Source organism: Phyllobacterium sp. RCAM01083 (assembly GCF_055685835.1).
Map to the genome: position 1 here is coordinate 1,981,476 of NZ_JBVFZN010000005.1, position 26,369 is coordinate 2,007,844.

Annotated in this window: 21 protein-coding genes; 8 read left to right on the forward strand and 13 right to left on the reverse strand. The window is 60.5% G+C overall.

The genetic code is table 11. The features are described from left to right. Nucleotides 1-107: 107 nt before the first annotated feature. Nucleotides 108-1,256 (reverse strand): citrate synthase, encoded by a 1,149-nt coding sequence (locus ACZ25R_RS16525; RefSeq protein ID WP_472461603.1) that lies wholly within the window; start codon nucleotides 1,254-1,256, stop codon nucleotides 108-110. Between the two features lie 87 nt (nucleotides 1,257-1,343). Here ACZ25R_RS16525 and ACZ25R_RS16530 point away from each other — a divergent pair, with 87 nt between their 5' ends. Together ACZ25R_RS16530 and ACZ25R_RS16535 are read left to right on the forward strand one after the other, a co-directional pair. Next, nucleotides 1,344-2,435 carry a citrate synthase/methylcitrate synthase gene (locus tag ACZ25R_RS16530; RefSeq protein WP_472461604.1) on the forward strand — a complete coding sequence of 364 codons (1,092 nt, stop codon included), beginning with the start codon at nucleotides 1,344-1,346 and terminating at the stop codon, nucleotides 2,433-2,435. Nucleotides 2,436-2,652: 217 nt separating this feature from the next. After that, nucleotides 2,653-3,069 carry a hypothetical protein gene (locus ACZ25R_RS16535; protein WP_472461605.1) on the forward strand — a complete coding sequence of 139 codons (417 nt, stop codon included), beginning with the start codon at nucleotides 2,653-2,655 and terminating at the stop codon, nucleotides 3,067-3,069. Nucleotides 3,070-3,141: 72 nt separating this feature from the next. Here the strand turns inward: ACZ25R_RS16535 and ACZ25R_RS16540 are convergent, their stop codons facing one another. Next, nucleotides 3,142-4,137, reverse strand: a complete 996-nt coding sequence (locus tag ACZ25R_RS16540; protein ID WP_472461606.1) for an OmpA family protein — start codon at nucleotides 4,135-4,137, stop codon at nucleotides 3,142-3,144. 337 nt (nucleotides 4,138-4,474) lie between these two features. Continuing rightward, the gene (gene gnd, locus ACZ25R_RS16545) at nucleotides 4,475-5,497 is read right to left on the reverse strand and encodes a phosphogluconate dehydrogenase (NAD(+)-dependent, decarboxylating) (RefSeq protein ID WP_472461607.1); all 1,023 of its coding nucleotides are present in this window, start codon (nucleotides 5,495-5,497) and stop codon (nucleotides 4,475-4,477) included. Nucleotides 5,498-5,830: 333 nt separating this feature from the next. On the opposite strand from gnd, the gene ACZ25R_RS16550 reads away from it, so the two are divergent. Next, a complete protein-coding gene (locus tag ACZ25R_RS16550) occupies nucleotides 5,831-6,865 on the forward strand; it encodes a calcium:cation antiporter (RefSeq protein WP_464662944.1) in 1,035 nt (344 codons plus the stop codon). Here the strand turns inward: ACZ25R_RS16550 and ACZ25R_RS16555 are convergent. Next, nucleotides 6,855-7,754, reverse strand: a complete 900-nt coding sequence (locus ACZ25R_RS16555) for a LysR family transcriptional regulator (protein WP_472461608.1) — start codon at nucleotides 7,752-7,754, stop codon at nucleotides 6,855-6,857. The genes ACZ25R_RS16550 and ACZ25R_RS16555 overlap by 11 nt on opposite strands. Before the next feature lie 175 nt (nucleotides 7,755-7,929). Between ACZ25R_RS16555 and ACZ25R_RS16560 the strand changes: the two genes are divergently transcribed. Beyond that, on the forward strand, nucleotides 7,930-9,138 hold the full coding sequence (locus ACZ25R_RS16560) for an MFS transporter (RefSeq protein WP_472461609.1): 1,209 nt from the start codon (nucleotides 7,930-7,932) through the stop codon (nucleotides 9,136-9,138). Between the two features lie 51 nt (nucleotides 9,139-9,189). Here the strand turns inward: ACZ25R_RS16560 and ACZ25R_RS16565 are convergent, their stop codons facing one another. The 7 genes from ACZ25R_RS16565 to ACZ25R_RS16595 all read right to left on the reverse strand — a co-directional run bounded on the left by ACZ25R_RS16565 (nucleotide 9,190) and on the right by ACZ25R_RS16595 (nucleotide 20,101). Further along, the gene (locus ACZ25R_RS16565) at nucleotides 9,190-9,942 is read right to left on the reverse strand and encodes a polysaccharide deacetylase family protein (RefSeq protein ID WP_472461610.1); all 753 of its coding nucleotides are present in this window, start codon (nucleotides 9,940-9,942) and stop codon (nucleotides 9,190-9,192) included. 89 nt (nucleotides 9,943-10,031) lie between these two features. Continuing rightward, nucleotides 10,032-12,695, reverse strand: coding sequence for a pyruvate, phosphate dikinase (gene ppdK / locus ACZ25R_RS16570; protein ID WP_472461611.1), 2,664 nt, complete (start codon nucleotides 12,693-12,695; stop codon nucleotides 10,032-10,034). Between the two features lie 174 nt (nucleotides 12,696-12,869). Beyond that, complete coding sequence (gene smc, locus ACZ25R_RS16575) at nucleotides 12,870-16,328, reverse strand: chromosome segregation protein SMC (protein ID WP_472461612.1); 3,459 nt, start codon at nucleotides 16,326-16,328, stop codon at nucleotides 12,870-12,872. Nucleotides 16,329-16,400: 72 nt separating this feature from the next. Further along, nucleotides 16,401-17,114, reverse strand: coding sequence for a DsbA family protein (locus ACZ25R_RS16580; RefSeq protein ID WP_223611515.1), 714 nt, complete (start codon nucleotides 17,112-17,114; stop codon nucleotides 16,401-16,403). 138 nt (nucleotides 17,115-17,252) lie between these two features. Beyond that, nucleotides 17,253-17,753: a DUF721 domain-containing protein gene (locus tag ACZ25R_RS16585; protein WP_472461613.1), complete on the reverse strand. Its 501-nt coding sequence runs from the start codon at nucleotides 17,751-17,753 to the stop codon at nucleotides 17,253-17,255. Nucleotides 17,754-17,788: 35 nt separating this feature from the next. After that, entirely contained in the window at nucleotides 17,789-18,763 is a 975-nt protein-coding gene (locus ACZ25R_RS16590; RefSeq protein ID WP_472461614.1) for an SDR family NAD(P)-dependent oxidoreductase, read from the reverse strand. Between the two features lie 27 nt (nucleotides 18,764-18,790). Further along, nucleotides 18,791-20,101 carry an O-antigen ligase family protein gene (locus ACZ25R_RS16595; RefSeq protein WP_472461615.1) on the reverse strand — a complete coding sequence of 437 codons (1,311 nt, stop codon included), beginning with the start codon at nucleotides 20,099-20,101 and terminating at the stop codon, nucleotides 18,791-18,793. Between the two features lie 87 nt (nucleotides 20,102-20,188). Between ACZ25R_RS16595 and mutY the strand changes: the two genes are divergently transcribed. Further along, nucleotides 20,189-21,268 (forward strand): A/G-specific adenine glycosylase, encoded by a 1,080-nt coding sequence (gene mutY / locus ACZ25R_RS16600; protein WP_472461616.1) that lies wholly within the window; start codon nucleotides 20,189-20,191, stop codon nucleotides 21,266-21,268. Next, nucleotides 21,265-21,876, forward strand: a complete 612-nt coding sequence (locus ACZ25R_RS16605) for an HAD family hydrolase (protein WP_472461617.1) — start codon at nucleotides 21,265-21,267, stop codon at nucleotides 21,874-21,876. Before mutY ends, ACZ25R_RS16605 begins: the two co-directional genes overlap by 4 nt. Before the next feature lie 89 nt (nucleotides 21,877-21,965). On the opposite strand, the gene ACZ25R_RS16610 is transcribed toward ACZ25R_RS16605, so the two are convergent. Beyond that, complete coding sequence (locus ACZ25R_RS16610; protein WP_472461618.1) at nucleotides 21,966-23,099, reverse strand: DNA methyltransferase; 1,134 nt, start codon at nucleotides 23,097-23,099, stop codon at nucleotides 21,966-21,968. A 213-nt stretch (nucleotides 23,100-23,312) separates the two neighbouring features. Between ACZ25R_RS16610 and ACZ25R_RS16615 the strand changes: the two genes are divergently transcribed. After that, complete coding sequence (locus ACZ25R_RS16615; RefSeq protein ID WP_223611522.1) at nucleotides 23,313-23,999, forward strand: HAD family hydrolase; 687 nt, start codon at nucleotides 23,313-23,315, stop codon at nucleotides 23,997-23,999. A gap of 246 nt (nucleotides 24,000-24,245) precedes the next feature. On the opposite strand, the gene ACZ25R_RS16620 is transcribed toward ACZ25R_RS16615, so the two are convergent. Then, complete coding sequence (locus ACZ25R_RS16620; RefSeq protein ID WP_223611523.1) at nucleotides 24,246-24,839, reverse strand: hypothetical protein; 594 nt, start codon at nucleotides 24,837-24,839, stop codon at nucleotides 24,246-24,248. 127 nt (nucleotides 24,840-24,966) lie between these two features. On the opposite strand from ACZ25R_RS16620, the gene thrC reads away from it, so the two are divergent. Further along, on the forward strand, nucleotides 24,967-26,364 hold the full coding sequence (gene thrC / locus ACZ25R_RS16625) for a threonine synthase (protein ID WP_472461619.1): 1,398 nt from the start codon (nucleotides 24,967-24,969) through the stop codon (nucleotides 26,362-26,364). Nucleotides 26,365-26,369: the final 5 nt, after the last annotated feature.

The following is a 26,369-nucleotide window of genomic DNA, read 5'->3' on the forward strand; positions in this document are numbered from 1 at the left end:
CGGCCGGATGGTCCGACCGTTGGTAAACCCTCGCTCCGATGACACGACGCGCGGGATTTACCGGTATCGACATATCGCCTGAATTTTTTCATGGGCGAATGCCGGGTTCAGGACAGGGACAGGGGCGGGCCGGTGTAACGGGCACGCGGGCGGATCAGCTGGTTCATCGACTGTTGTTCCAGAATATGCGCAATCCAGCCGACGGAGCGGGCAATGGCGAAGAGAATGACGGGTGCCGCCGGAGGCAAACCAAAGCCATCCGTCATGGCGGCGAGAGCAAAATCAATGTTGGGTTGCTCGCCGGTCAGCATCTCTGCCGTTTCGCGAATCTGCCGATAGATGGCGCCCGGTTCGAACTGTGCCAGCAGCGCCGCGGCGCGCCGGTCACCATGGGGATAGAGCGGGTGCCCGAAGGCCGGGATGGCCCTGCCCTGGGCCAGCAGTTCGCGTATCGCAAAACCTGCGCCGGTGGCCTGTGCGGTCCGGACCAGCGCCTGCACGCTGAGATAGGCCTCGCCATGCAGCGGCCCGGTCAGCGCGGCAAGACCGGAGAGCATGCCGGCCGACAGCGGCGCTCCGGTCGAGGCGGCGACGCGGGCCGCAAAGGTCGAGGCATTGAGCTCATGATCGGCCAGCAGAACCAGCGCCCGGCGGATGCAGTCTTCCGCCTCCGGCGCATTCCAAGCATGGGCCAGACGGATGTGAACGGCGTGATTGGCGGCGCTGCCGGTGCCAAGCATCGCCGCAACGACGTCCGCAAAGACACCGGATGCCTCGGCAACCAGCACGGCACGCGAGCGGCCATGGGCCGGCAGGTCCGTTGCGGCACGCCTGGCAAGGACAATCATGGCTGCTTCCAGCGGGCGGTCGGGCCTGGGCATATCATGGGCGGAAGGTGACGCGGTGATTTCCCCCGCTTCCCACAACAGCGCTGCAACCTGTTCAAGTGTCGACGAGGCGGCCAGTACGGACGCATCCCTGCCGCGATACCACAAGTGCCCGTCGGCAATGGTCGAGATGCTCGACGGCAGGACCGGATCGCCCCAGCCGATGGCCTCGGCGGCGACATTGGCCACCGTGCGCCGCCCGGCCTTGCGTCCGGCGAGGCGTTTCACATCCTCGCTCTTGTAAAGGCTGCGGCGCGGGTCCTGCGGATCGGGCTTGGCCTGAATCCGTCCCCGGCTGACATTGGCGTAAAGGGTCTGCGGCTGGACGCCAAGGGCCGCCAGAGCCTGCGATGCCGTCAACCACGCCATGGAACCTCACATTGATCATTTACGTCAAGATTGACGTCAATCATAACGCACCTCATCCTGTGGCGGAAACAAAAACTGGAGTTTGCCATGAAAAACGGTCTTGATGACGTTGTCGCCACGGAAACCACGCTGTCGGATGTTGACGGGCTTGGAGGCATATTGATCATTCGCGGCCGGTCGCTGGATGAATTGGCCGGCGTTGTCCCCTATGAGGAACTGCTGGCGCTGCTGCTGTCGGATGCCTTTGACGAAAAGCTCGATGCGGACGGACTGCGCACGCGCATCGGCCTGGCCCGGCAGGAGATATTCAACGCGATACCCGATGCTGCCGCGCCCTTGCTCGCACTGCCGGTCACCGATGCGGTGCGCGCGCTGACCGCCCAATTTACTGATGGGGATGACCTTGCCACCGCCCTGCGTCTGATCGCGGCTCCCGCCGTGTTCACCCCGGCGGTCATCCGGCTGAAGAACGGCCAGGCACCTGTCGCCCCCGACACCGCGCTCAGCCACGCAGCGGATATATTGCACATGCTGCACGGCCGAACCGTCACACCGCAGGAAGCCGCCGCACTCGATACCTATCTCGTTACGGTCAGCGATCACGGCATGAACGCCTCGACATTCGCGGCTCGGGTGGTGGCGTCCACCCATGCGGGACTGGTGTCCTCCGTGCTGGCTGCATTCGGCGCGCTCAAGGGGCCGCTGCACGGGGGTGCACCGGGGCCGGTTCTCGACATGCTCGATGCCATCGGCACACCGGACAATGCCGAAACCTGGCTGGAAAAGGCACTGGACGACGGCGAGCGGCTGATGGGCTTCGGCCATCGCATCTACCGGGTGCGCGACCCGCGCGCGGATGCATTGATGCAGGCGCTGCGGCGGCTGGCTGGAACGGGCAATCACGGTGCGGGCCGCTTCAAGCTGGCGGAGAGCGTCGAAGCGGCGGCCCTGCGCATCCTCGCCCGCCGCAAACCCGACCGCCCGCTCAAGACCAATGTGGAATTCTATACAGCACTGCTGCTGGAAACGCTTGGTTTTCCGCGGGACAGCTTTACCAGCGTCTTCGCCATGGGACGGGTCGGCGGCTGGATCGCCCATGCCAGGGAGCAGACCCAACATGGCCGGCTGATTCGCCCGCAATCGCGGTATATCGGACCGCGCCCGATCAAGGCCGCATAGGTTTTTCAAAGTAATGGGATGGTGGAAACGGCCGGAAATGGCCATCCACCATCACATGTGCGTGTTTAAACCCGGATATCCCAGACAATACTGCAATTACCCCAGTAATGTTCAACCTTAGATAGTATTTTTACTCACTAAAACGGGCTTTTGGTGGTATTCTACCGATGGACTCAAGTGCACCGTCTTTGGACATTCAAAAGGAGCAACTGGGATCATGACACAGCTTCTCAATCGCCTGTCTCTGGCACTCGCCATGACGTTCTCCACCACCCCCTCCGTGATGGCCGGCCCGCTGACCACCATGGATGATGTCGGCAAAGCGCTTCATGCCTGCTGGACTGCGCCGGAGGGTTCACAAAAATCCACCGTGACACTCCGTTTCAGCTTCAAGCGCGACGGCTCGCTGATCGGCCCGCCGCGAACGGCTGCCATCGATTTTCCGGGCAATGACGCGGCGGCGCGCAAATCTTTCATCGATGCGGCCATTTCCGCCGTCAAGGATTGCACGCCGCTGACATTGTCACCGGAACTTGCCCAGGGCATTGGCGGCCAGGTCTTCACCATGCAGTTTGTTTCGCCTGACGCCTGCGGCGGCGATTGCAACCGGGAAGCCAGCGTACGGCCAAACTGACCGGCAGCCATCTACAGTAAAAAGGCGGCTCCGTGAGCCGCCTTTCCTGTTCCGGCAAAGAGCATGCCAATACTACTGGCGATGGAGTTCCACCCGGCGGTTCCTGGCCCGTCCGGCTTCATCGTCATTCGATGCGACAGGCGACTGCAAGCCCTCCCCCTTCGCCTTGAGACGGTTCGCCGAAACACTGTAGGTACTGACCAAATCGGCGACAACCGCATCCGCCCGCGCCTTCGACAACTGCATGTTGAAGTCAGCACCGCCAATATTGTCGGTATGGCCAACCACATCGAGTTTCTCGTTCGGCTGATCCTTCAGGAACTTGGCGATTTCATCAAGGCTCGGGCGCGACTCCGGCTTGATTGACGCCTTGTTGAAGTCGAAATGAATACCGTAGAGCAGAACCTTGCCCGCCGTATCGAGGCTCTTGCTGATCTGCGAGGCGGAAACCACGACCATCTGGTCGGTCAGGTTGCCGACCTGAAGCGACTCGAGGCGGACATAGACCTGGCCCTTGACCGCATCGAATTCCGGCACATAGCCGTCCTCGAATTCGATGACATAGAGCGCAATGTAGGTTTTGACGCCGCCCTCTTCCTTGACTGCCGCCACATAACGCGCCTCGTCCGGGCTGTAGCCGAAAAGCTGGCCGCCGGGGCCCTTTTCGCCAAAGACGTTCTCCAGTTGATAGGTGTCGGCCTGCTTGGCCTGGAACAGGACATTGTAGCCCGCCGATTGCAGATCGTTCAGGTAGTTGCGGAACACTTCGGCCGAGGAAGGTCCGGCAGGGACGGAATAGACATTCTGCGTCAGGCGCCCTTCCAGTGCTTCCTTGCTGGCAAAATCCGACTTGGCGGAGTCATCCTCGTTCTTGACCCACTTTCCGGTCGGCAGGGTATATTCGGCAAAGTTGCGCGCATCGCACAACATGATCGATGACCCCTCAAAGCGCTTGATACCGGGGAAATCCTTGCAGCCCGGCTTGTCTGCCGCATGGGCCGACGATGCGATGAAAACGGCCATGAACATAAGTGCCGCGAAGACTCCACTGCAGAGTTTCGATGTCATGAGTATCTCCAAAATGATGTGACGCTGTTGCACTGCCGGCCTGGAACCTTGGACAAGCCGCGCTACAGGATTGCTTTATAATAATACAAAAATCATTTTGCAATACACAAAAAAATATCCCGCTTTCACCATTGAATGATCAATCGCCAAACAAAATCCGGCGATTCTACAGACCTTTTGTCACAGTTTTAATACATGCGGGATGCCCGTCTTCCGCCAAGAGAAATGTCTAAACAAATAGCAAAATACAAAAACAATAGTTCGAAATTCCAGCGCAATGTACAGACAGCTCCGCTCCGGCCCGCAGCGGGACCGGACCAGAGCTGCGCACGGGGCCTCAGGCTTTGGAAGCGGGTTTTTCCACATGGCCGCCAAACTCGCTGCGCATGGCCGACAGCACCTTGTTGGCGAAGTCGGCATTGCCGCGCGAGCTGAAACGCTCCTGCAGCGCCGCGCTGAGAACCGGCGTGGGTACGGCCTCGTCAATCGCGGCGATGGCCGTCCAGCGTCCCTCGCCCGAATCCGAAACACGCCCCTGGAAATTCGACAGGGTCGGATCGTCGTTCAGGGCGTCGGCGGTCAAATCCAGCAGCCACGAGCTGATCACGCTGCCGCGGCGCCAGACCTCGGCGATCTGCGGCAGATCGAAACTGTATTGATAATGCTCGGGATGCAGGAGTGGCGTGGTTTCCGCGTCCACCTCATGCGAGCGCAGGCCGATATCCGCATTGCGCAGGATGTTCAGGCCTTCCGCATAGGCCGCCATCAAACCATATTCGATGCCGTTATGGACCATCTTGACGAAGTGGCCCGCACCATTGGCACCGCAATGCAGATAACCGAGCGGCGCGGTGCTCTTGCCCGGCGCAGCCACGGCGGGCGCGGCCGGATCATTGCCACCCGGCGCCAGCGAGGCGAATACGGGCGAGAGATGCTCCACCACGTCCTTTTCGCCGCCGATCATCAGGCAATAGCCGCGCTCCAGTCCGAAGACACCGCCGCTGGTGCCGACATCGACATAGTGCAGGCCTTTTGTCTTCAGCTCGCCGCAGCGGCGGATATCGTCGTGATAATAGGAATTGCCGCCATCGATGAGGATATCGCCCGGCTCGAGCAGAGGCACGAGCTTGGCGAGAACGCTGTCGACAACGGCGGCGGGCAGCATCAGCCAGATGGCGCGCGGCTTGGCCAGAAGCGAGACGAACTCCTCCAGCACGACCGTTCCGGTCGCGCCCTGTTTTTGCAGGTCCGCCATGCTTTCGGCGCGGGTGTCGTGAACCACGAGGGCGTGACCACGCTTCATGAGGCGCTGCGCCATGTTGGCGCCCATGCGCCCTAACCCAATCATGCCAAGCTGCATTTCATTCTCCTTGGAGTGTTTGCAATCCGTCGGGGGAGCCCGCGGGCTCCTCATCGGGAGCAAGTTAGGCAGACAGGACCACGGACACAAGCAAGCGTTGCGTCATAAGCGCGTGATTGCAGCGGCCAGGGCATGGGCGAGTATTCGTTGGCAGAGCGAAATCTTTGATAAAGCGTCAGAAAACGGTAAGATCGCCGGTAATTTCCTGTATAGGTTCTGCAAGACGAAATGATACCTCAACCCGATGAAGGAGGGCCGATGATATCCGGATGGATCAGACTGATTGTAGCTTGGGCAACTGTGGGTGCCTTTCTTGTTTTCGGATATGGCTGGATGGCCGATCTGAGTTCGGTGATGAAAGCTTCGTTTCTGTTTGTCTGGCTGTTCGGCGTCATCATCTGGTCGGCCTTCGGTGTCGTGCATGAGGCGGAGGAACTGGCGGAACTGCTGGGCGAACCGCTTGGAACGCTCATTCTCACCCTCTCCATCGTCATCATCGAAGTCGTGCTGATCAGCGCCGTGATGCTGAGTTCGGATGCGCCGACGCTCGGCCGCGACACGATGTTCGCGGTGCTGATGATCGTTTTGAACGGCGTGGTCGGCCTTGGCCTGCTCATCGGCGGGCTGCGTTACGGCCAGCAGGGCTACAATCTGCAGGGCGCGGCATCCTATCTCATCGTCATCATTCCGCTGACGGTTATCCCGCTGATCCTGCCGAACTTCACGGTTTCCACCAGCAATGGCTCCCTCACCGTGGTGCAATCGGTGTTCTTCTCGATTTTCACCATCGCCCTCTATGTGATTTTCCTCGTGCTGCAGACCGGGCGGCACCGCGACTTCTTCGTCTATCCCAAGGGAGACGAGGACGTTCTGCAGGCATCGCCTGAAATCGAAGCGCCCCACGCGAAGCCTGCCGGGTCGATTGGCGGCCACACGCTGCTGCTGATCCTGAACATCCTGCCGATCGTGCTGCTGTCAAAGAGCCTGGCCTCGCTGCTCGACCATGGTATTGCGAGCTTCGGCGCGCCCACCGCACTCGGCGGTTTGCTCATCGCCGCCATCGTCTTCACGCCGGAAGCCATTACCGCGCTGCGCGCCGTTTCCGGCAATGAACTGCAGCGCGCGGTCAATCTGTGCCTGGGTGCGGCAACCTCGACCGTCGGCCTGACCGTGCCGGCCGTGCTTGCCATCAGCCTGTTCACCGGCCAGACCGCCATTCTCGGCCTGTCATCCACCGAAATGACCCTGCTGGCGGTAACGCTGATCCTCAGCACCCTGACCTTTTCCGGCCTGCGCACGACGGTGCTCGAAGGCGCGGTGCATCTGATGATCTTCTTCGTCTATCTCGTGCTGATCTTCAGCCCCTGACCGGCGCTAGATCGAGGTGTTCGGCGACGAAATCGACGAACACCCGCAGCTTGGGCGAGAGATAGCGGCTCGACGGCCAGAGCACGCGGAACGTACCGGAAAACGGGATGAAATCATCGAGAACGCTGACCAGCGTTCCAGCCCGCAGCTCGTCTATTATGGTGAAATCCGGCAGGCAGGCGATGCCAAGCCCCTCCTGCGCCATGTGGATCTGTGGCGCCGACGTGTTGCAGATGAGGGTCGCGGGCAGGTCAAGCTCCACATCCCTGCCATCGCGGGACAGCGGCCAGAGTTGCAATTTCCCGGTGGTCGGATAGCGGTAAAACAGGCAATGATGCCGCGTCAGGTCCTCCGGCACTTCTGGTGTTCCCATGCGCGCGAAATAGTCCGGTGATCCGACAAGGCGCTTGCGGAACGAGCCGAGCACCCGGGTCATCAGCCTCGAATCATTCGGCTCGCCGGTGCGCAGGACCGCGTCGAAACCGTCCTCGATTACATCGACCAGCCGGTCGGAGCAGTCAATGTCCAGCTCGATGTCGGGATAGGCGCGCATGAAGGCGGAAAGCACCGGCATCATCAACCGGTCCGCAATCGGCATGCTGACACGCAACCTGCCGCGCGGCGCCTCATTGGCCTGCGACAATTCCAGTTCAGCCGCCTCGATCTCGCAGAAAATGCGGCGGCACCGCTCCAGGAACAGCGAGCCTTCCGGCGTCAGCGTGATGCTGCGGGTACTGCGGTGAAAAAGCCGGGCACCAAGCCGCTCCTCCAGCCGCGCAATGGATTTGCCGATGGCAGAGGGGGAAACGCCGAGGTGGCGGCCGGCGGCAACGAAACTGCGGTATTCGGCGGCCTGCACGAAGGCATTCCACGAGCCCAGATTGTCCATCGACACCACCTCTTCATTGCCGACAAAAATGTCCCTTGTGAAAGGAACTATAGCCTGTTTTTCCGTTTTGCGAAGATGACTAGGTTCGGTTTCCCATCGCAGGTGTGAAGCTTTGCACTGTAAAGGCATCGCCTCTCCGCCTGCCCAACCCCGTACCTATTGACCAGGCAAAGACATGACATCGATCACAACATCGCTGGACGAGGCTACTCCCGCCTCCTCCTTCCGGCTGCCGCTCAGCGGCCTGCTTGCCCTTGCAGCAGCCGGTTTCATCACCGTCCTCACCGAAGCGCTGCCGGCGGGTCTGCTGCCCCAGATGGGCGCCAGTCTGGCAGTGCCCGAATCGCTGGTGGGCCAGCTCGTCACCATCTACGCTCTCGGCTCCCTCATCGCCGCTATCCCGCTGACCGCAGCCACACGCGGATGGCGGCGCAAGCCACTGCTGCTCAGCGCCATCGGCGGATTTGCCATCGTCAACACGATCACGGCGGTTTCCACCAGCTACACGCTCACGCTCGGCGCCCGATTTTTTGCCGGTGTTTTCGCTGGATTGCTCTGGGCGCTGGTTGCCGGTTATGCCGGGCGCATGGTGCCCGACCACATGAAAGGCAAGGCCATGGCCGTCGCCATGCTTGGCGCGCCCGTCGCGCTGTCCCTCGGCGTGCCCGCCGGGACATTTCTGGGCGCGTTTGTCGGCTGGCAGTACACGTTCGGCATCATGAGCGGGCTGACGGTGCTGCTGGTCGGCTGGACCATCTGGAAATTGCCGGATTTTCCCGGCCAGGAAGCGGGAAGGCAATTGCCGATCTCCGGCGTCTTCGCCATTCCCGGCGTCAAGGCGGTGCTGTTTGTCACGCTCACCTATGTGGTGGCCCATAACGTGCTCTATACCTACATCGCGCCGTTTCTGGTTCCCGCCGGGCTCGCCGGAAGCATCGACAAGGTGCTGTTCGTCTTTGGCCTGTCCGCCATTCTCGGCACCTGGATGATCGGCCTGATGATCGACCGCTGGCTGCGTGAACTGACGCTGATCTGCATCGCGGCCTTTGCCGTGGCGGCCGTTCTCCTTGCCATCTGGTCCGCCAACAGCACGATGGTCTATCTCAGCTTCGCCATCTGGGGTGTGACCTATGGCGGCGTGCCGACCCTGTTCCAGACCGCATCGGCCAAAACCGCGGGTGATGCGGCGGATGTCGCGCAATCGATGATCGTCACCGTCTGGAACATCGGCATTGCCGGCGGCGGCATCATTGGCGGCTTCCTCCTGGAAACGACCGGCGTCACGTCGTTCTCATGGGTGCTGCTGGCACTGCTCGCCCTGGCCTTCATCGCCGCCGTCCGGGCACGAAGCCACGGCTTTCCGGCTGCAGTAACAGCGGCATAAACAAGATTGTGAAAAATCAAAACCGGCGGCGGTCTTTCGCTGCCGGTTTGATCAGACCCCGGAGCGCACCGGCTGGGCAGAAACCGTCACGTCCTGCAGCCGCACGAAGCGAAAACCCTTTTGCTGCAGGGCCAAAACGCCTTTGGCAACACCGGCACCGGCCACACGGCCCGGCTGGTTGATATGGGCAATGATGACATCGCCATCCTTGGCAGCGGTAATGCGCTTTTCCACCAGCCCGGCCATCAGCGAGGCGCCCATATCGGCATTGAGCGAATAACCGGCCACCCGGTAGCCCATCTCATGGATGATGCGGATACCGTTTTCGCTGTAGCGGGCGGTCGCATCGCGATACCAGACCGGCTTGGCGACGGAGGCTTTCAGCATGGCGTCGACACCGCCCTGGATTTCACTGCGGATGGCGGCTTCCGAGCCTGCCGTCTTCAACCCGAACATGGCGGGCTGGTTGTCGATGGCGGGGATGTGGTTGAAGCCGTGATTTTCCAGCTCAAACAGGTCGGGATGCGCCTTCATGACCGCAAGCGCCTCGGCATTGTGCCGCATCCAGCGGGCGGTGACGAAGATCGTTGCCGGGATGCGGTTTTCGACCAGCGTGTTGAGAATGCGCAGGTCCGTCTGCCCCGAACAGGCATCCAGCGTCAGGGCCACCTGCGGCGCGGCGACGCCGCCCTTGGCAATATAAAGCTTCGGCTCGACGAATGGCGCCGGATGATCCCCGGCGGTTGCGATCCCCGCAGGCGTGACGAGAAGAAGAGCAGCGATGATGGCAGAAGCTGAGCGCACGGTGTTTACCAATCTTGAGAATTGCCCGCAGATACACGCGCAGATCACGTCCAAAATGCGGCACCGGCCCTGCCAACAGGGCCAAGGCGCTATTTTTGCTTGGCCGAGGCCTGTGCCGCCGCCAGACGCGCGATCGGCACGCGGAACGGCGAGCAGGAGACATAGTCAAGGCCGGTCTCTTCGCAGAAGTGAATGGAAGCCGGATCGCCGCCATGTTCACCGCAGATGCCAAGCTTGATGTCCGGGCGGGTTATCTTGCCCTTTTCCACGGCAATGCGCACCAGTTCGCCGACGCCGTCCACATCAATGGAGACGAACGGGTCCTGCTGGATGATACCCTTCATCTGATAGGTCATCAGGAAGGCGGATGCATCGTCGCGCGAAATACCGAAGGTTGTCTGGGTCAGATCGTTGGTGCCGAAGGAGAAGAACTCCGCCACCTCGGCAATCGAATGCGCACGTACCGCAGCGCGCGGCAGTTCGATCATCGTGCCGACGAGATAATTGATCCTGATATCCGCTTCCTTCATCACGTCGGCGGCGACCGCATCGATCCGGGCCTTGACGAAATCAAGTTCGGCCCGCAGGCCAACCAGCGGCACCATGATTTCCGGTTCGACCGGCGCGCCGGTGACTTCCGCCGCCTGCACGGCGGCTTCGAAAATCGCCCGCACCTGCATTTCGGCAATTTCCGGATAGGAAATGGCGAGGCGGCAGCCGCGATGGCCGAGCATCGGGTTGAATTCATGCAGGCTGTCGGTGCGCTCGCGCAGCTTCTCCGGGCTGACATTCATGACAGCAGCAACTTCTGCGATTTCCTCTTCCGTCTTCGGCAGGAATTCGTGCAGCGGCGGGTCGAGCAACCGGATCGTCACGGGAAGGCCGTTCATGATTTCGAACAGTTCCTTGAAATCGGCGCGCTGCATCGGCAACAGCTTGTCCAGCGCGGCGCGGCGGCCCTTCTCGCTGTCAGCCAGGATCATTTCGCGCATGGCAATGATGCGCTCGCCGTCAAAGAACATATGCTCGGTGCGGCAAAGACCGATGCCCTCGGCCCCGAACGAGCGCGCCATGCGCGCATCATTCGGCGTTTCGGCATTGGCTCGCACCTTCATGCGGCGCGTCGTGTCGGCCCATTCCATGATCTTGGCAAAATCGCCGGAGAATTCCGGCTGCAGCATGGGAACGGCGCCCTTGAGCACCTGGCCGATACCGCCATCGATGGTGATGATGTCACCCTTCTTCAAAAGCACGCCTGCGGCCAGCAGGGTTTCATTGCGGTAATCGACGCGCAGGGAACCAGCACCGGAGACGCAGGGCTTGCCCATGCCGCGCGCCACCACGGCCGCGTGGCTGGTCATGCCGCCGCGGGTGGTCAGGATGGCCTCGGCCGCGTGCATGCCGTGAATGTCTTCCGGGCTGGTTTCGATGCGCACGAGGATGGCCTTGCGGCCTTCCGACTTCAGCTGTTCGGCATCTTCCGACGAGAACACGATCTCACCCGTCGCGGCACCCGGCGATGCGGGAAGCCCGCTGCCGATGACATTGCGCTTGGCGGAAGGATCAATCGTGGGATGCAGCAGCTGATCGAGCGAAGCCGGATCAATGCGCAGAACCGCTTCTTCCCGTGTGATCAGCCCTTCATTCGCCATTTCGACGGCGATCTTCAGCGCAGCCTTGGCGGTGCGCTTGCCGGATCGCGTCTGCAGCATCCACAGCTTGCCGTTCTCGATGGTGAATTCGAGATCCTGCATATCGGTGTAATGCTTTTCCAATCGGTCCGACACGGCGCAGAATTCGGCAAAGGCGGCCGGCATCAACTTTTCCAGCGACGGCTTGTCGGAACCTGCGGCAATGCGCGCGTCTTCCGTGATGTTCTGCGGCGTCCTGATGCCCGCAACCACGTCTTCGCCCTGCGCATTGACGAGAAACTCGCCATAGAGCTTCTTTTCGCCGGTCGACGGATTGCGCGTGAAGGCAACGCCCGTTGCCGAACGCTCGCCCATATTGCCGAACACCATGGCCTGGATATTGACGGCCGTGCCCCAGCTTTCCGGGATGTTGTGCAAGCGGCGATAGGTGATGGCGCGCGTGTTCATCCAGCTCGAGAAAACAGCGCCGATCGCGCCCCAAAGCTGCTTTTCCGGGTCCTGCGGGAATGGCTCTTCCAGCTCTTCCTCGATCTTGGCCTTGTAAAGGTCGATAATGCCCTTCCAGTCGTCGGCCGAGAGCGCCGTATCGATCTCGACGCCGAGATTGGCCTTGGTATCCTCGAGGATTTCCTCGAAGACCGAATGGTCGAGCCCCATGACCACGTCGGAATACATCTGGATGAAACGGCGGTAGCTGTCATAGGCAAAGCGCGGATCGCCGGATTCGCGGGCGATGGCTTCCACGGTCTGATCATTGAGGCCGAGATTGAGCACGGTGTCCATCATGCCCGGCATGGAAGCACGGGAGCCGGAACGCACGGACACCAGCAGCGGCTTGGACGGGTCGCCGAAATCGCGGCCCGTCACCGCAGCAATGTGACCGAGCGCCTTCTTGGCATCAGCTTCGAGCGTATCGGGATAACGATGGCCATTGTCATAGAACCAGCTGCAGACCTCGGACGTGATGGTAAATCCGGGCGGGACCGGCAGCCCGAGCGCGCACATCTCGGCCAGATTGGCCCCCTTGCCGCCCAGAAGGTTGCGATCGCCGGCAGAGCCTTCCGCCTTGCCGTCCCCGAATGTGTAAACCCACTTCACCATTGCAGCCTCCCATGCCGCCGTCCACGCGCCGCAAAGCGCTGAAGAAGGTCTATTCGATAGGTTCGCGAAGCACCACCAAAAAATGCTGCATTGCACCATTCAAATCGATTAGCAGAGTAAATCCGCGTTAATCTTTGAAATCCTTCGTCATTTCAAGCTTGAAGCAGTCTGGTATCAGCTCGCCTCGCGCAGTTGCTCGGCGGTCTGGAGATCGACTGACACCAGCTGGCTGACGCCCTGCTCGGCCATCGTGACACCGAAGAGACGGTTCATGCGCGCCATGGTGATCGGGTTGTGGGTGATGACGACAAACCGTGTTTCGGTGGAGGCCGCCATCTCGTCCATCAGGTTGCAGAAGCGCTCGACATTGTGATCGTCGAGCGGCGCGTCCACCTCGTCGAGCACACAGATCGGCGCCGGATTGGTCAGGAACACGGCAAAGATCAGCGCCATTGCGGTCAGGGCCTGCTCGCCGCCGGACAGCAGCGTCATGGTCTGCGGCTTCTTGCCGGGCGGACGGGCGAGAATTTCAAGACCGGCTTCGAGCGGGTCTTCCGATTCAATCAATTGCAGCTCCGCGGTGCCGCCGCCGAACAGGTGTGTGAACAGGCGCTGGAACTGCGCATTCACTACCTCGAACGCAGCAAGGAGCCGTTCGCGCCCCTCGCGATTGAGGCTCTGGATCGCCTGGCGCAGTTTCTTGACCGCCTCGATGATGTCTTCGCGTTCGCTGACAATCGCCTCGAGCCGCGCCGACAATTCTTCCTGCTCTTCCTCGGCCCGCAGGTTGACGGCACCGAGGCGCTCGCGCTCGATCTTGAGCCGTTCCAGATTGCGGTCCGTCGCATCGACATCCGGCAAGGGATCGTTGGGGCCGAGGCCGGTCAGCTTCATTGCTTCATGCGGCGCGCAATTGAGGGCTTCGGCAATGCGTGTTTCGGCATCATGGCGGCGTTCCTGTGCCGCGGCAAGACGCTCTTCCGACCGTGCCCGGCCTTCACGCGCCGTGGCCAGCGCCTGAATGGCATCGGTGGCAGCGCGGTCCAATTCCTGCTGACGCGCTTCCGCCACGGCCAGACGATCACCGGCCTCCTTGCGCAACGCTTCCGCTTGCGAGAGCTGCGACAGCAGCGCCCGGTTGCGTTCGGCAATTTCATCCGGCGCATCGACCAGATCGGCAAACTCTTCTTCCGCTTCCTGCCGCCGTTCAGTCAAAGATTCAATCTGGCGGTCGGCATTCAGCGCGCGGTCGTTCCAGCTCCTGCGTTCAAAACCGATGGACTCCAGGCGCCGCATGCGGTTCTCGGCCTCGCGACGCAAGCCTTCATGCACGGCACGTGCCTCGGCGAGCGCCGCCCGGTCGGTCATGACTTCTGCGGTCAGCTGGCTAAGGCGGATATTGACCTCTTCCAGATCCGGCGCGCGTGCCAGCCGGTCTTCTGCCTCAAGGAACTGCTCCTGTGTTTCTTCAAGCGTTTCGGCGAGGCGGGCCTTGCCCTCGTCCAAAGCGGCGCGGCGGCTTGAAAGCTGCCCGGCCGCCCGTTCGGCCGATGCAAGCGCCTCACGCGCATCACTGACGGCGCGCTGCATGGCGCGCCAGTGATCGCGAGCCATACGCTCATTCTCAACCGACTGGCGCACGGCGGCTTCTGCCCCTGCAATGGCGGCCTCAGCCTCACGCAGGCGCTTCGTCGCTTCGACAACTTCGATATCAAGTTCGGCGAGGCGGTTTTTCTGCGCCAGACGCTGTGCCGCCGGTGTCGGTGCATCGGCGCTTGCCGTATAGCCATCCCAGCGCCACAGCGCACCGGAACGGCTGACCAGCCGCTGACCCGGCTTCAACGACGCCTGAATGCGTGCGCCGTCCGCTTCGTCGACAATGCCGATCTGGGCAAGACGGCGGGCCAGCTGGCGCGGCGCCTTGACCACACTGGCAAGGGTTTTCAGCCCGGCTGGCAGTGCGGGATCATCACCGGCACCGTCCACATCACCCCAGAAAACCGGGGCGCTACGGTCGAGCGGCGCGTCGAGATCTTCACCGAGCGCCGCGCCAAGCGCGATTTCAAACCCCTTTTCCACCTTTACCGCTTCGACAACAGCGGGAAACAGGTCCGACCCGCCGACATTGATCATCTTTGCCAAGGTGCGGGCTTCAGTCTCGATGCGATTGAGATTGCTGCGGGCATCCTGCACCGGCTGGCGCAACTGCGCTTCCGTGCGGCGCGCCGTCTCGACGGCCGCTTCCGCCGCCAAAGCGCCTTCCTCGGCCTGTTCGAGCGTTGCCTCGGCTGCTTCAACCAGCGCCTGCTTCTCGATAGGATCGGCAAGAGCCGCAATCTGCGCTGCTATCGCCGCGAGATCGCGTTCCACATCGCCCATCTGGCGGGCAAGGCGGTCACGGCGCTCGGTGCTTTCGCGCAAATTGCGCTCGATCTGCGCCCGTTCGGCGGTGGCTTCGGCGCGTTCAGCGGTTACCTTGGCAAGGGCCGCTTCGCTTTCCCTAAGCTTGGCATCGGCGCGTTCAAAATCGGCGCGGGTTGCCAGTTCGTGTTCACCGGCATTGGCGTTGTCCTGATTGAGCGCACGCTCTTCCGCATCGAGACGCGCCAGAATATCGGCATTGTCGCGCACCATCTGCTCTTCGCGGGCAATATCGGCGGTGAGCTGGGCCAGACGCTTTTCCAGCTCCGACTGGCGGGCCCGGATGCGCTGGGCTTCTTCCTCGATCTGCGAGCGGGCGATGGTCAGGCGCTGCAGGGCCGCGGCAGCCTTGGCTTCCGCCTCGCGTAAGTCAGGCAGCTTGTGTGCGCCGATCGCCTGTTCCTTGGCGGCGTTCATCTGGACCTGGGCGAAATCACCGACGCCTGAGGTCGCGGCAGACAAAGCCGATTGAGCCTCGGCCTCCTGATGTTTGGCAACAGCCCATTTCAGATGCAGGAGGATCGCTTCGGAACGGCGGATATCCGCCGACAGGCTCTTGAAGCGATTGGCCTGGCGCGATTGCCGTTTCAGGCTTTCGATCTGGGTTTCCAGTTCGCCGACGACGTCCTCCAGCCGTTCCAGATTTTGTTCCGCTGCCCGCAGGCGCAGTTCCGCCTCGTGGCGGCGGGTGTGCAGGCCGGATATGCCGGCAGCTTCTTCGAGAAGTGCCCGGCGGGCCTGCGGCTTGGCCTGGATAAGTTCGCCAATGCGGCCCTGACCGACCATGGATGGCGACCGGGCGCCGGTCGACTGGTCGGCGAACAGCAGCTGCACGTCCTTGGCGCGGGCATCCTTGCCGTTGATGCGGTAGACCGAACCCGCCTCGCGTTCGATGCGGCGCGACACCTGCAGTTCATCGGCATCGTTGAAGGTTGCCGGGGCACTGCGGTCGTGATTATCGAGAAAGAGCGTGACTTCGGCTGTATTGCGCGACGGGCGCGTGCCGGAGCCGGAGAAAATGACGTCATCCATGCCGGATGCGCGCATGTTCTTGTAGGAGCTTTCGCCCATGACCCAGCGCAGGGCTTCCACGAGATTGGACTTGCCGCAGCCATTGGGGCCGACAACGCCGGTCAATCCGCTTTCAATGACGAATTCGGCGGGTTCGACGAAGGATTTGAAACCGAGGAGGCGGAGTTTCGTGAAGCGCATCAGAGGCCCTTCCCGCACAAAACCGCAAGGGCGGACGCGGCAAGGCGTCCGCCTGAATTCAACAGGCAGCTATCAGAGTAGACCGTCGATAATCGCTGACATTTCGTCAACCGATAGGGCTCCTGCATATTTCGTGCCGTTGATGAAGAAGGTCGGCGTAGCATTGACGCCGAAATCCTTGGCTCCGCGGTCACGCGATGCATTCACATCATCCAGAAGTTTTTGGTTCGTCAAGCAAGCGTTGAACGACTCCTGTGTAAAACCGGCCAATTTGGAGATTTGCATCAAAGGTTCTACGGCATTTGCCGATGCGGCCCACTGTTCCTGCTGTTTGAACAGCACATCAACAAGCGGATAGTAGCGGTCTTCCGGGGCGCAGCGGGCGAGCATGAAGGCAGCGGCAGCGCGCGGATCGAACGGGAATTCGCGCAGGATGAGCTTGGCCTTGCCCGTGTCGATGTACTTTTCCTTGATCGTCGGCAGCGTGGCAACGGTGAAGTGGGCGCAATGCGGGCAGGTCATCGACGCGTATTCGACGATGGTGACCGGGGCATCGGCCTTGCCCAGCACGATATCCTTGAGAGGACCCTGCTCCATCAGCTTGGCCTGATCGACCTTTCCGGCGGATTCCGGAATCTTGACGTCGGCGGGCGTACCGGGCACCGGTGTCGCGGCGGGCTTGGCCGCATCTTCTGACCATGCCGGGTTGCCCGCAGTCACAGCGAGCGCCGCCGTCGATACGGCCGCTAGGGTCAGAATGTTTCGGCGTGTCAGCATGTCAGTCATAAGGATCACCTGTCTCCGGTGTTGATTATGCGTTGTTTGACTCCGTAGAGCCCTATGGCAGTCTCTTTAAGGCAGAGCTTGCCATCTGTCTTTGAATTTTTCGTGATCTGAACGGGATAAAATCAGGCAGAACGTGTTTCAGCGCTTGATCTTTTCCGCGTGGATGCTTTGCCCGAGCCGTTCCAGCGCCTCGCGCAGGCTATCGTCCTCGATGGCTTCGACGACGCGACTGATCTTCCCTCTGGTTGCCGCGTCGACCGGCGGCAATGCACGCCGCTTCGGCGCAGGCAGCGTGATGGCCCTCTGCTCGATCTTGATGCGGCCGACCGCGGCAAAGCCGAGAAAGGCGTTGACCCGGCTGATGATTTCACCGGTCTCATGCTGGATGCGCATGGCGGTAAACCCCTGGCAGGCAATCACCAGTGTCGCTGGCTGGAACGGGTCGTCCTCATGCGCACGGCGTGGCCACAGCAGCTTCAGCGGCCGGGACTGGTCACCAAGAGCGGGGCCAACCACTTCTTCCCAAGCCTGAACAAGCTCTATCGTTATCCCCGCGCGCTTGCGCAGGACAGGATCGAGCACGCCCGATGCGGGATCGGCCAATGGCCGGAATCCCCTTTGCTTGCGGTCATCGCTCATGGTGCAAACTGCCTTGCGTGTCCGGAATGGAAGCGTCAGCGGCCATTATAGCCGCGAAACCATTCGACAAACAGGGGAATACCCTCCTCCAGCGTCGTCTTCGGGCAGAAGCCGAGATCACGGGTGGCAAGGTCGATGTCGGCATAGGTCCGCTCGACATCCGCCGGGGGCATCGGCTCGAACTTTTTGACGGCTTCGCGTCCCACTGCCTGCTCGATGATTTCGATAAAGCGCAGCAGCGCCACCGGATTGTTGTTGCCGAGATTGTAGACCGGTGCAGTTTCCGCCGGATTGGACAGGATGCGGTTCACCGCACCAAGCACGCCGCTGACAATATCATCGATGAAGGTGAAATCGCGCGCCATCTTGCCGTGATTATAGACCTTGATCGGCTCGCCCTTTGAAATGGCGTCCGTGAACAGCCATGGCGCCATGTCAGGACGGCCATAGGGGCCATAGACCGTGAAGAAGCGCAGGCCCGTCGAAGCGACCTTGTGGACATGCGCATAGGAATAGGCCAGCAGTTCAGCAGAGCGCTTTGTCGCCGCATAGACGGACACCGGATTGTTGACCGGATCGCTCTCGGAAAACGGCACCTTGGTGTTGGCGCCATAAACCGACGATGAACTTGCATAGACGACCGGCGGCTGCTTCGGCATCACGCGGGCCTGTTCAAACACAGTCACCTGTCCCTGAACATTGGCATCGACATAGGCGGCGGGATTTTCCACGGAGTAGCGCACACCCGCCTGAGCCGCCAGATGCACGATCACATCGGCATCCATGTCGCCGGCAATCGCGGCACGCAATTCCTCGGGCCTGGCAATATTGGCGCGGGCAAAACGGATATTGGACTGGCCATCGAGCGCCGACAGGCGGGTTTCCTTGAGGGCCACCTGATAGTAGTCATTGAGGTTGTCGATGGCGATGACCTCAAAGCCTTCCCTGGCGAGCCGTCTTGCCACGTGAAAGCCGATAAAGCCTGCCGCTCCGGTAACAATCGCTTTCATGTCAGAACTTTATCCCCAACCCTTTTATCATACTGCCAGTGCAGCCTTGTCCTGTTCGGCGCGGTCCGCGATTTCCCGCACCGACAGATAGGGTGTCGGACCGGAAATCGTGCAAATAAGCAGCGTCACGTAGATGAAGACCGCGTCGGTCGCGTCGTGCCCGAACATGATGCCAAACATTCCCGTGATCACATAAGCCGTCACGAGCAGCAAGGAAAGCGCCGTCGTCAAATCCCGCCCGGGTCCAGGTTCCTTCAGGCGCGCGGCGACAATGGGGGCCGACAGCAGCAGAAGCAGCGCCAGAACCCCCAGCACCCCGCCATCGACTGCCGCATTCAAAAAGCCATTATGGACATGCGTGAACAGCAAGTACTTCTCGGGAGGCAGATCCAAAGCCCTGTTGACCGACTGCATGCGGTTTTGCGGGCCCTGTCCGACAAGCGGTGACGCGAGAAATGCCTTTTCAGCCCCGCTCCACAACAGGAGCCGGGCACTCAGCGAGCTGATGTCGTTGGGATCTTCGTCCAGTCGCACGATGTCGGTCTGCAATGCGCTGTAGCGGTCCATGATCTTCGGGACAGCCGCAAGAGCCACGACCACGAGCAGGAGCGCCATCAATAATTTAACGGTTCGATTGATCGAGGGCAGCGTCTGGCCGCGCAGGTACCAGAACAGGATGGCACAGTGAAACGGGATGACGAGCCAGGCCGACCGGGTGCCGGAAAGGAACACGCAGATCAGCCCGCAGGTGAAGCCTGCAACCGCAATCAGCCGTTCGGTTTTGCTTTGTGAGTGGACATTGAGCAGGGCGATGCTGCCGAACAGCACGGCGAAAAGCCCGAAAACCGCAGCGTTGCCCGCACCGCCGGTGGCCCGGCTCTCATGCAGGAGCATCTGGACCACGCTGTAAATCAGGGCGCCGATCATTCCGATGCCAGCGCCGGTCACGAAGAACGGACCGATACGTCCGTCGAGACTCACCCTCAGCCTGGGGATAATGGCCCAGACCGCCAGGAACGGGATCATCTTCAAGAGATATTCAGCACCCTTCGCCAGATTCGGGCTGAGAAGCACGACGAGAACCGTCACCAGGACATAGGCGGTAAAAATCCAGCCGATGATGCGGTCCTGGCGCGTCATCTGCCAGGGAAAGCGCCGCAGGACCAGGGAAATTATCGCCCAGAGGAAGGCGCAGACCAGCGTTACCGAGGTTCCACTGACCAGCAAGCCGGGGAAAAGTGCAAACAGGAAAGTGAAGATGCGATTGTTGCGATCAATACCGACGAGACGCCCTTTTGTGGGTAGCAGCAGGGCGTTGGTCAACTGAGCTGGGAACATTTATGAATCCGAATGTTCTTGAATTTACTTTCGCAACCGTTTCATGAGAAATGTCACTTCACTTCCCTGTAAAGCAGTTTTGAATTGATGCAACCAATAACGAATGAACTGCTCGCCTGGTATGATAGCCATCATCGCATTTTACCCTGGCGCATAACGCCGGGGGATCACAAGTCCGGAATTGTAGCTAATCCCTACCGCATCTGGCTGTCGGAAATCATGCTTCAGCAGACGACGGTCGAGGCGGTAAAACCCTATTTCCTGACCTTCATACGCAAGTGGCCAACGGTCATGGACCTGGCTGCTGCCAGCCAGGATGACGTGATGCGCGCCTGGGCCGGGCTTGGCTATTATTCCCGGGCGCGAAACCTGAAAAAGTGCGCCGATATCGTGGCAGCGGACTTCGGCGGGCATTTTCCCGCCGATCTTGCCGGGCTCAAATCATTGCCGGGAATCGGCGACTATACGGCGGCGGCCATTGCATCCATTGCCTTCGGCATGCCGATTGCCGTTGTCGACGGCAATGTCGAGCGGGTCATCACGCGCCTCCATGCCCTGTCGACGCCCCTGCCCGCGGCCAAGCCCGAGATCCGGCGGCTGATGCAGCTGCTGACCCCCGACAAACGGCCGGGTGATTTTGCGCAGGCGATGATGGACCTTGGCGCAACCATCTGCACGCCCAAGCGTCCGGCCTGCGTGATCTGCCCCCTCAACGACAATTGCGAGGCCCTGAAAACCACGGACCCGGAGTTTTTCCCGGTGAAGGTGCCCAAAAAGGCAAAGCCAATCCGGCTGGGCGCGGCGTTCATCGCCGTTTCCACCAATGGTGAAGTCTATCTGCGCGGACGGGCTCAAACGGGATTGCTTGGCGGCATGACCGAGGTGCCGACGACGGAGTGGAACTCCCGAATCGATGGCGAAACGGGTATCGATGCGGCTCCCTTTGATGCGCAATGGGTGCCCAGCGGCACGATAACCCATATTTTCACGCATTTTGAACTGCGCCTGACGATCTACGCGGCCCGGAACGTGCGCAAGCCGGCCGGCGGGAATGGCTGGTGGATCAGTGTGGAGAATCTGGACAATGAGGCATTGCCGACGGTGATGAAAAAAGCCATTGCTGCCGCAATACCGGATGCTTTCGAGAAAAGAAGGAAAGAGGCATGACACCCGTCAAACACATCGTTTTCGACATCGGACAGGTTCTTATTCACTATGATCCCGATGTTGCTCTCCGCAGTGTCATCCCGGATGCGGCCGAGCGGAAATGGTTCTTCGACAATGTCTGCACCCACGAGTGGAACATCGAACAGGACCGCGGCCGCAAATGGGCCGATGCCGAAGCGCTGCTGATCGCTGACTTTCCCGACCGCGAACACCAGATCCGCGCCTTCCGGCAGAACTGGCACCAGATGATCACCCATAGCATCGACGACAGTGTCGTCATCATGCGCCAGCTGATCGCCGACGGGCACGATGTGACGATGCTGACGAATTTTGCCTCAGACACGCTGCGCGAAGCCTGGCAGCGCTTCCCGTTCCTGACGGAAAGCCGCGGCGTGACCATCTCCGGCGATATCGGCCTGATCAAGCCCGACAAGGCGATCTATGACCATCACGTCGCAACATTCGGCGTGGATCCCGCCGCCACGCTTTTCATCGATGACAGTGCCAAGAATGTTGCCGGGGCGCAGGCCGCCGGATGGCAGTCGGTGCAGTTCATCGATCCGCAAACGCTGCGCGCTGACCTCAATCGCCTCGGCATCCGCGTCTGATCCGCCGCAGATAACGAAACGCCCAAGGTGTACCTTGGGCGTTCCGGGATCAGAGCGGTACTGGAGGTCTCGTCCGATCGGATTGGGGTTTAAACGCCGGCGGAAACCATTCCGTCGCGGACCTGCTTACGCAGTTCGTCGATCGGCTTGAGCTTGCCGTCTTCCTCATAGTGCCAGAACGTCCAGCCGTTGCAGGCATCAAAACCCTGCACCTTGGCGCCCATGCGGTGGATCGAACCCGCATCGCCATTGCTGGCAACGGTTCCGTCGGCGCGCACGATGGCCGCATGCCGCTGGCGAACATCACTCAAGACGACGCCGGGCTTCAAGAGCCCTGCTTCGACGATGCTGCCGAAGGCAACACGCGGCTCGGCCCGCTTGCCGGTCATCACCTTGAGTTCGGCGCCGCCCAGCTCCTCGACCGAGGCAATCCGGCTCATCGCCGCGTCGATGTATTTCTGTTCCCGTTCAACGCCGACAAAATGGCGGCCCAGACGTTTGGCGACCGCGCCTGTTGTTCCCGACCCGAAGAATGGATCGAGAATGATGTCGCCGGGTTTGGACGAAGCCATGAGAATACGGGCCAGGAGGGCTTCCGGCTTCTGTGTCGGGTGGATCTTGTCGCCATTCTCATCTTTCAGACGCTCCGCACCGGTGCAAATGGGAAACAGCCAGTCGGACCGCATCTGCAAATCGTCATTGGCAGCCTTCATCGCTTCATAGTTGAAGGTGTAGCCCTTGCCCTTCTGGTCGCGCGACGCCCAGATCATGGTTTCATGCGCGTTCTGGAAGCGGCGGCCACGGAAATTCGGCATGGGGTTGTTCTTGCGCCAGATGATGTCGTTGAGCATCCAGAATCCGAGATCCTGCATGGTGGCGCCAACGCGGAAGATATTGTGATAGGAGCCGATGACCCAGATGGTGCCGTTCGGCTTCAGGACGCGGCGGCAGGCAAGCAGCCAGGCGCGCGTGAAGGCATCATAGGCCTGGAAACTGTCGAACTGGTCCCAATGATCATCAACAGCATCGACCTTTGACTGGTCCGGGCGATGCAGATCGCCATCAAGCTGCAGATTGTAGGGCGGATCGGCAAAGATGACATCGATCGAATGATCGGGAAGACGATTGAGGGCGGCAACACAGTCGCCTTTGAGGATCGTGTCGAGCCAGGAGGATTGCGGTGCAGCCTGGGGCAGGTCATTGACGAGACGAACAACGGACATGGGATACTCGATTACTGGAGACGCGTTACTGAACTGACCTTATGGTTACCGAGCAGGGTAAACATCGCGTTAAAGCCGACCGATATCCGTGAATGAAAACAATGCGCTTTTCTTTGACGCATCGCGAATAAGAGTGTAGTCGATGCCGGTAATCCCCCAGACTTGACCCAAAGCTGCGCGATGCAGCCATTTTTCACGAACAGGTATGACGTAATGGAACCCCAGCTGATTATTTTCGACTGCGATGGCGTGCTCGTCGATTCAGAGATATTGGCCGCCGAAGTCGAATCGAAACTGTTGACGGAGTCGGGCTATCCGATTGAAGCCGAGGCCATTGCCGAGCGCTTTGCCGGACTGACCTGGACCGACATCCTCATTCAGGTGGAGAAAGAATCGGGTGTCCCGATTTCCGCGTCGCTGATCGAGGAATCCGCCCGTCAGATGGATCACAAGCTGCGCCATGAACTGAATGTCATCGAGGGTATCGAACCGGTCGTCGCCGCGCTCAAATACCCCAAATGCATTGCCTCGAACTCGACCAGCGCGTCGCTGAAGATGATGCTGGAGCAAAGCTCGCTCTACGAACTCTTCGCTCCCAATATTTTCTCGGCGCGCGAAGTGGGAACCCGGAAATCAAAGCCGGCGCCGGATGTCTACATCTACGCCGCCAAGCATTTCAACGTCGATCCTGCCCGCTGCATCGTGATCGAAGACTCCGCGCACGGTGTGCATGCGGCAGTGACCGCAGGCATGCGGGTTATCGGCTTCACCGGCGGCGCCCATACCTATCCGGGCCATGCGGACAAGTTGACCGATGCCGGCGCTGAAACCGTCATCAGCCGCCACCGCGACCTCCCCGCCGTTATCGAGGCCATGGCCGTCTGGTCCGAGGCCGTCTAGGATCGAACCGAGCAAGCTGAAATAGCTGCAACGCTGTCGTGCGTGGTTCGACAAGCTCACCATGAGGGAGAGTGAGGATTGCAGGGAGCACTATTCTGCAAGCTTTGCGATTGGGATTGCAGCCAAACCACTTCCTTCATGGTGAGCTTGTCGAACCACGCACCACAGATTTCTGCCATTCAAACAAAACAAAAGGCACCGCCAAGCGGTGCCTTTTTCACAAAGCGGGCGGCGCCAGCCTTGTTTTTACTTCTTCTTTTTCGTCTTGGTTTTTGCCTGGGAATCATCCGGGCCTTCGTCGAATCCGATGAAGACCTGAATGTCCTTCGCCGTCGGCGTCGGGAAGCTGACATTGGGGTCGTTGAAAATGAACTGCGATGCGGCCGAGGTATCGGTCGCCGAAATCGGCTGCCGGTAGAGCTTGGAATACAGCACATTCGATCCCTGCATGACAGCAACACGGATCGGCATGGTCAGCGTGCCGGGGCTGAATTTCGGGCCGGGAACGACCTTGCCGGAAATGGCGACATTCATCCCGAGCGCGCCGCCGTTGCGCTGGCAGGAGCGCGTCTCGTCGGCGATCGATGCCTGATAGATCAGGTTTTCCGGTGCCTTTGGCGCCTTGCCGTAATTGTTGAAGATGGCTGTTCCCTCACGAATCGTCACCGGCGGGCAATAGGCGGTCAGTTCCGTTGCGGTGATACGCGCCTGCGCTTCCTGTACGGCCGGATCCTTCGATGCATCCTTGGCACCGCTGGTGGAGCATCCCGCAAGACCCACAGCGAAAATCATGCCGCAAAGTTGATAGAAGGGCAGAGATTTATGTGTTTCTGACTTCATGAACTGAACTTTCCTTGACGAACGGACCTGTTCTATACCAACGGTGAGGTAAGAATGCGACGGTGCTTTCCAGCTTTCTGCCACAGGAGTTGGCTGGCTCGCAAGCGCGGTACAAAAGGCGAATGATATGAAATATGCAAGCACTCGCGGAGAAGCGCCGGTTTTGGGCTTTTCCGATGCCCTTCTGGCTGGTCTGGCGCGCGATGGCGGCCTTTATCTGCCTCAGGAGTTTCCACAGTTTTCCCCTGAAGAGATTCGCGCCTTGCGCGGCAAGAGCTACGAAGAGGTGGCAATCCGCGTCCTCACCCCGTTCATTGCCGGCGATATCGATCAGGCGGATTTCGAGCGCATGGTGCATGAAGCCTATGCAACCTTCCGCCACAAGGCGGTCTGTCCGCTGATCCAGACCGGCCACAACGAATTCGTCCTTGAGCTTTTCCATGGCCCCACCCTTGCATTCAAGGATGTCGCCATGCAGCTGCTCGCGCGGCTGATGGACTACATCCTTGCCAAACGCGACCAGCGCGCGACCATTGTCGGCGCCACATCAGGCGATACGGGCGGCGCGGCCATCGAAGCCTTCGCCAACCGTGACCGCACGGATATCTTCATCCTGTTCCCGCATAACCGCGTTTCGCCGGTGCAACAGCGGCAGATGACGACATCGGCAGCGTCCAACGTGCATGCCCTGGCCATCGAGGGCAACTTCGACGACTGCCAGTCGCTGGTCAAAGGCATGTTCAACGACCTGAACTTCCGCGACTCCCTTTCGTTGTCGGGCGTCAATTCGATCAACTGGGCGCGCATCATGCCGCAGATCGTTTATTACTTCACAGCGGCGGTTGCCCTCGGCAGTCCGGACCGGCCGGTTTCCTTCACGGTCCCGACCGGCAATTTCGGCGATATTTTTGCCGGCTATGTCGCCAAGCGCATGGGGCTTCCCATCGACCGGCTGGTGATCGCAACCAACGATAACGATATTTTGACCCGGACAATCGAGACGGGAAAATATGAAACACGCGGCGTCTTCCACACCACCTCGCCGTCCATGGACATTCAGGTTTCGTCGAATTTCGAACGCCTGCTGTTCGAGGCGCATGGCCGCGATGCCGCCGCTGTTCGCCGCCTGATGGATGGCCTGAAGCAGTCCGGCAGCTTTACCATTGCCGACGCGCCGCTTGCGAAAATCCGCGGCGAATTCGACGCGGGGCGCTCAACCACGGCGGATACCGCCCTTGTGATCAAGGATGTTCTGGCACAATCGGGCTACCTGCTCGATCCGCATTCGGCCATCGGCCTGAAGGTCGCACGCGAAAAAGTCGGCGCCGGCATACCCAGCATTGTTCTCGCGACGGCGCATCCGGCCAAATTTCCCGATGCGGTGGAAGCCGCAAGCGGCGTTCATCCGGCGCTTCCGCTCTGGCTCGGCGACCTCATGCAGCGAAAAGAACAGTATACGGTACTTCCCAATGACCTTAGAAATGTGGAAGAGTATGTCAGCCGACGTTCAAGAGCGGCAAGGTAAGGAGC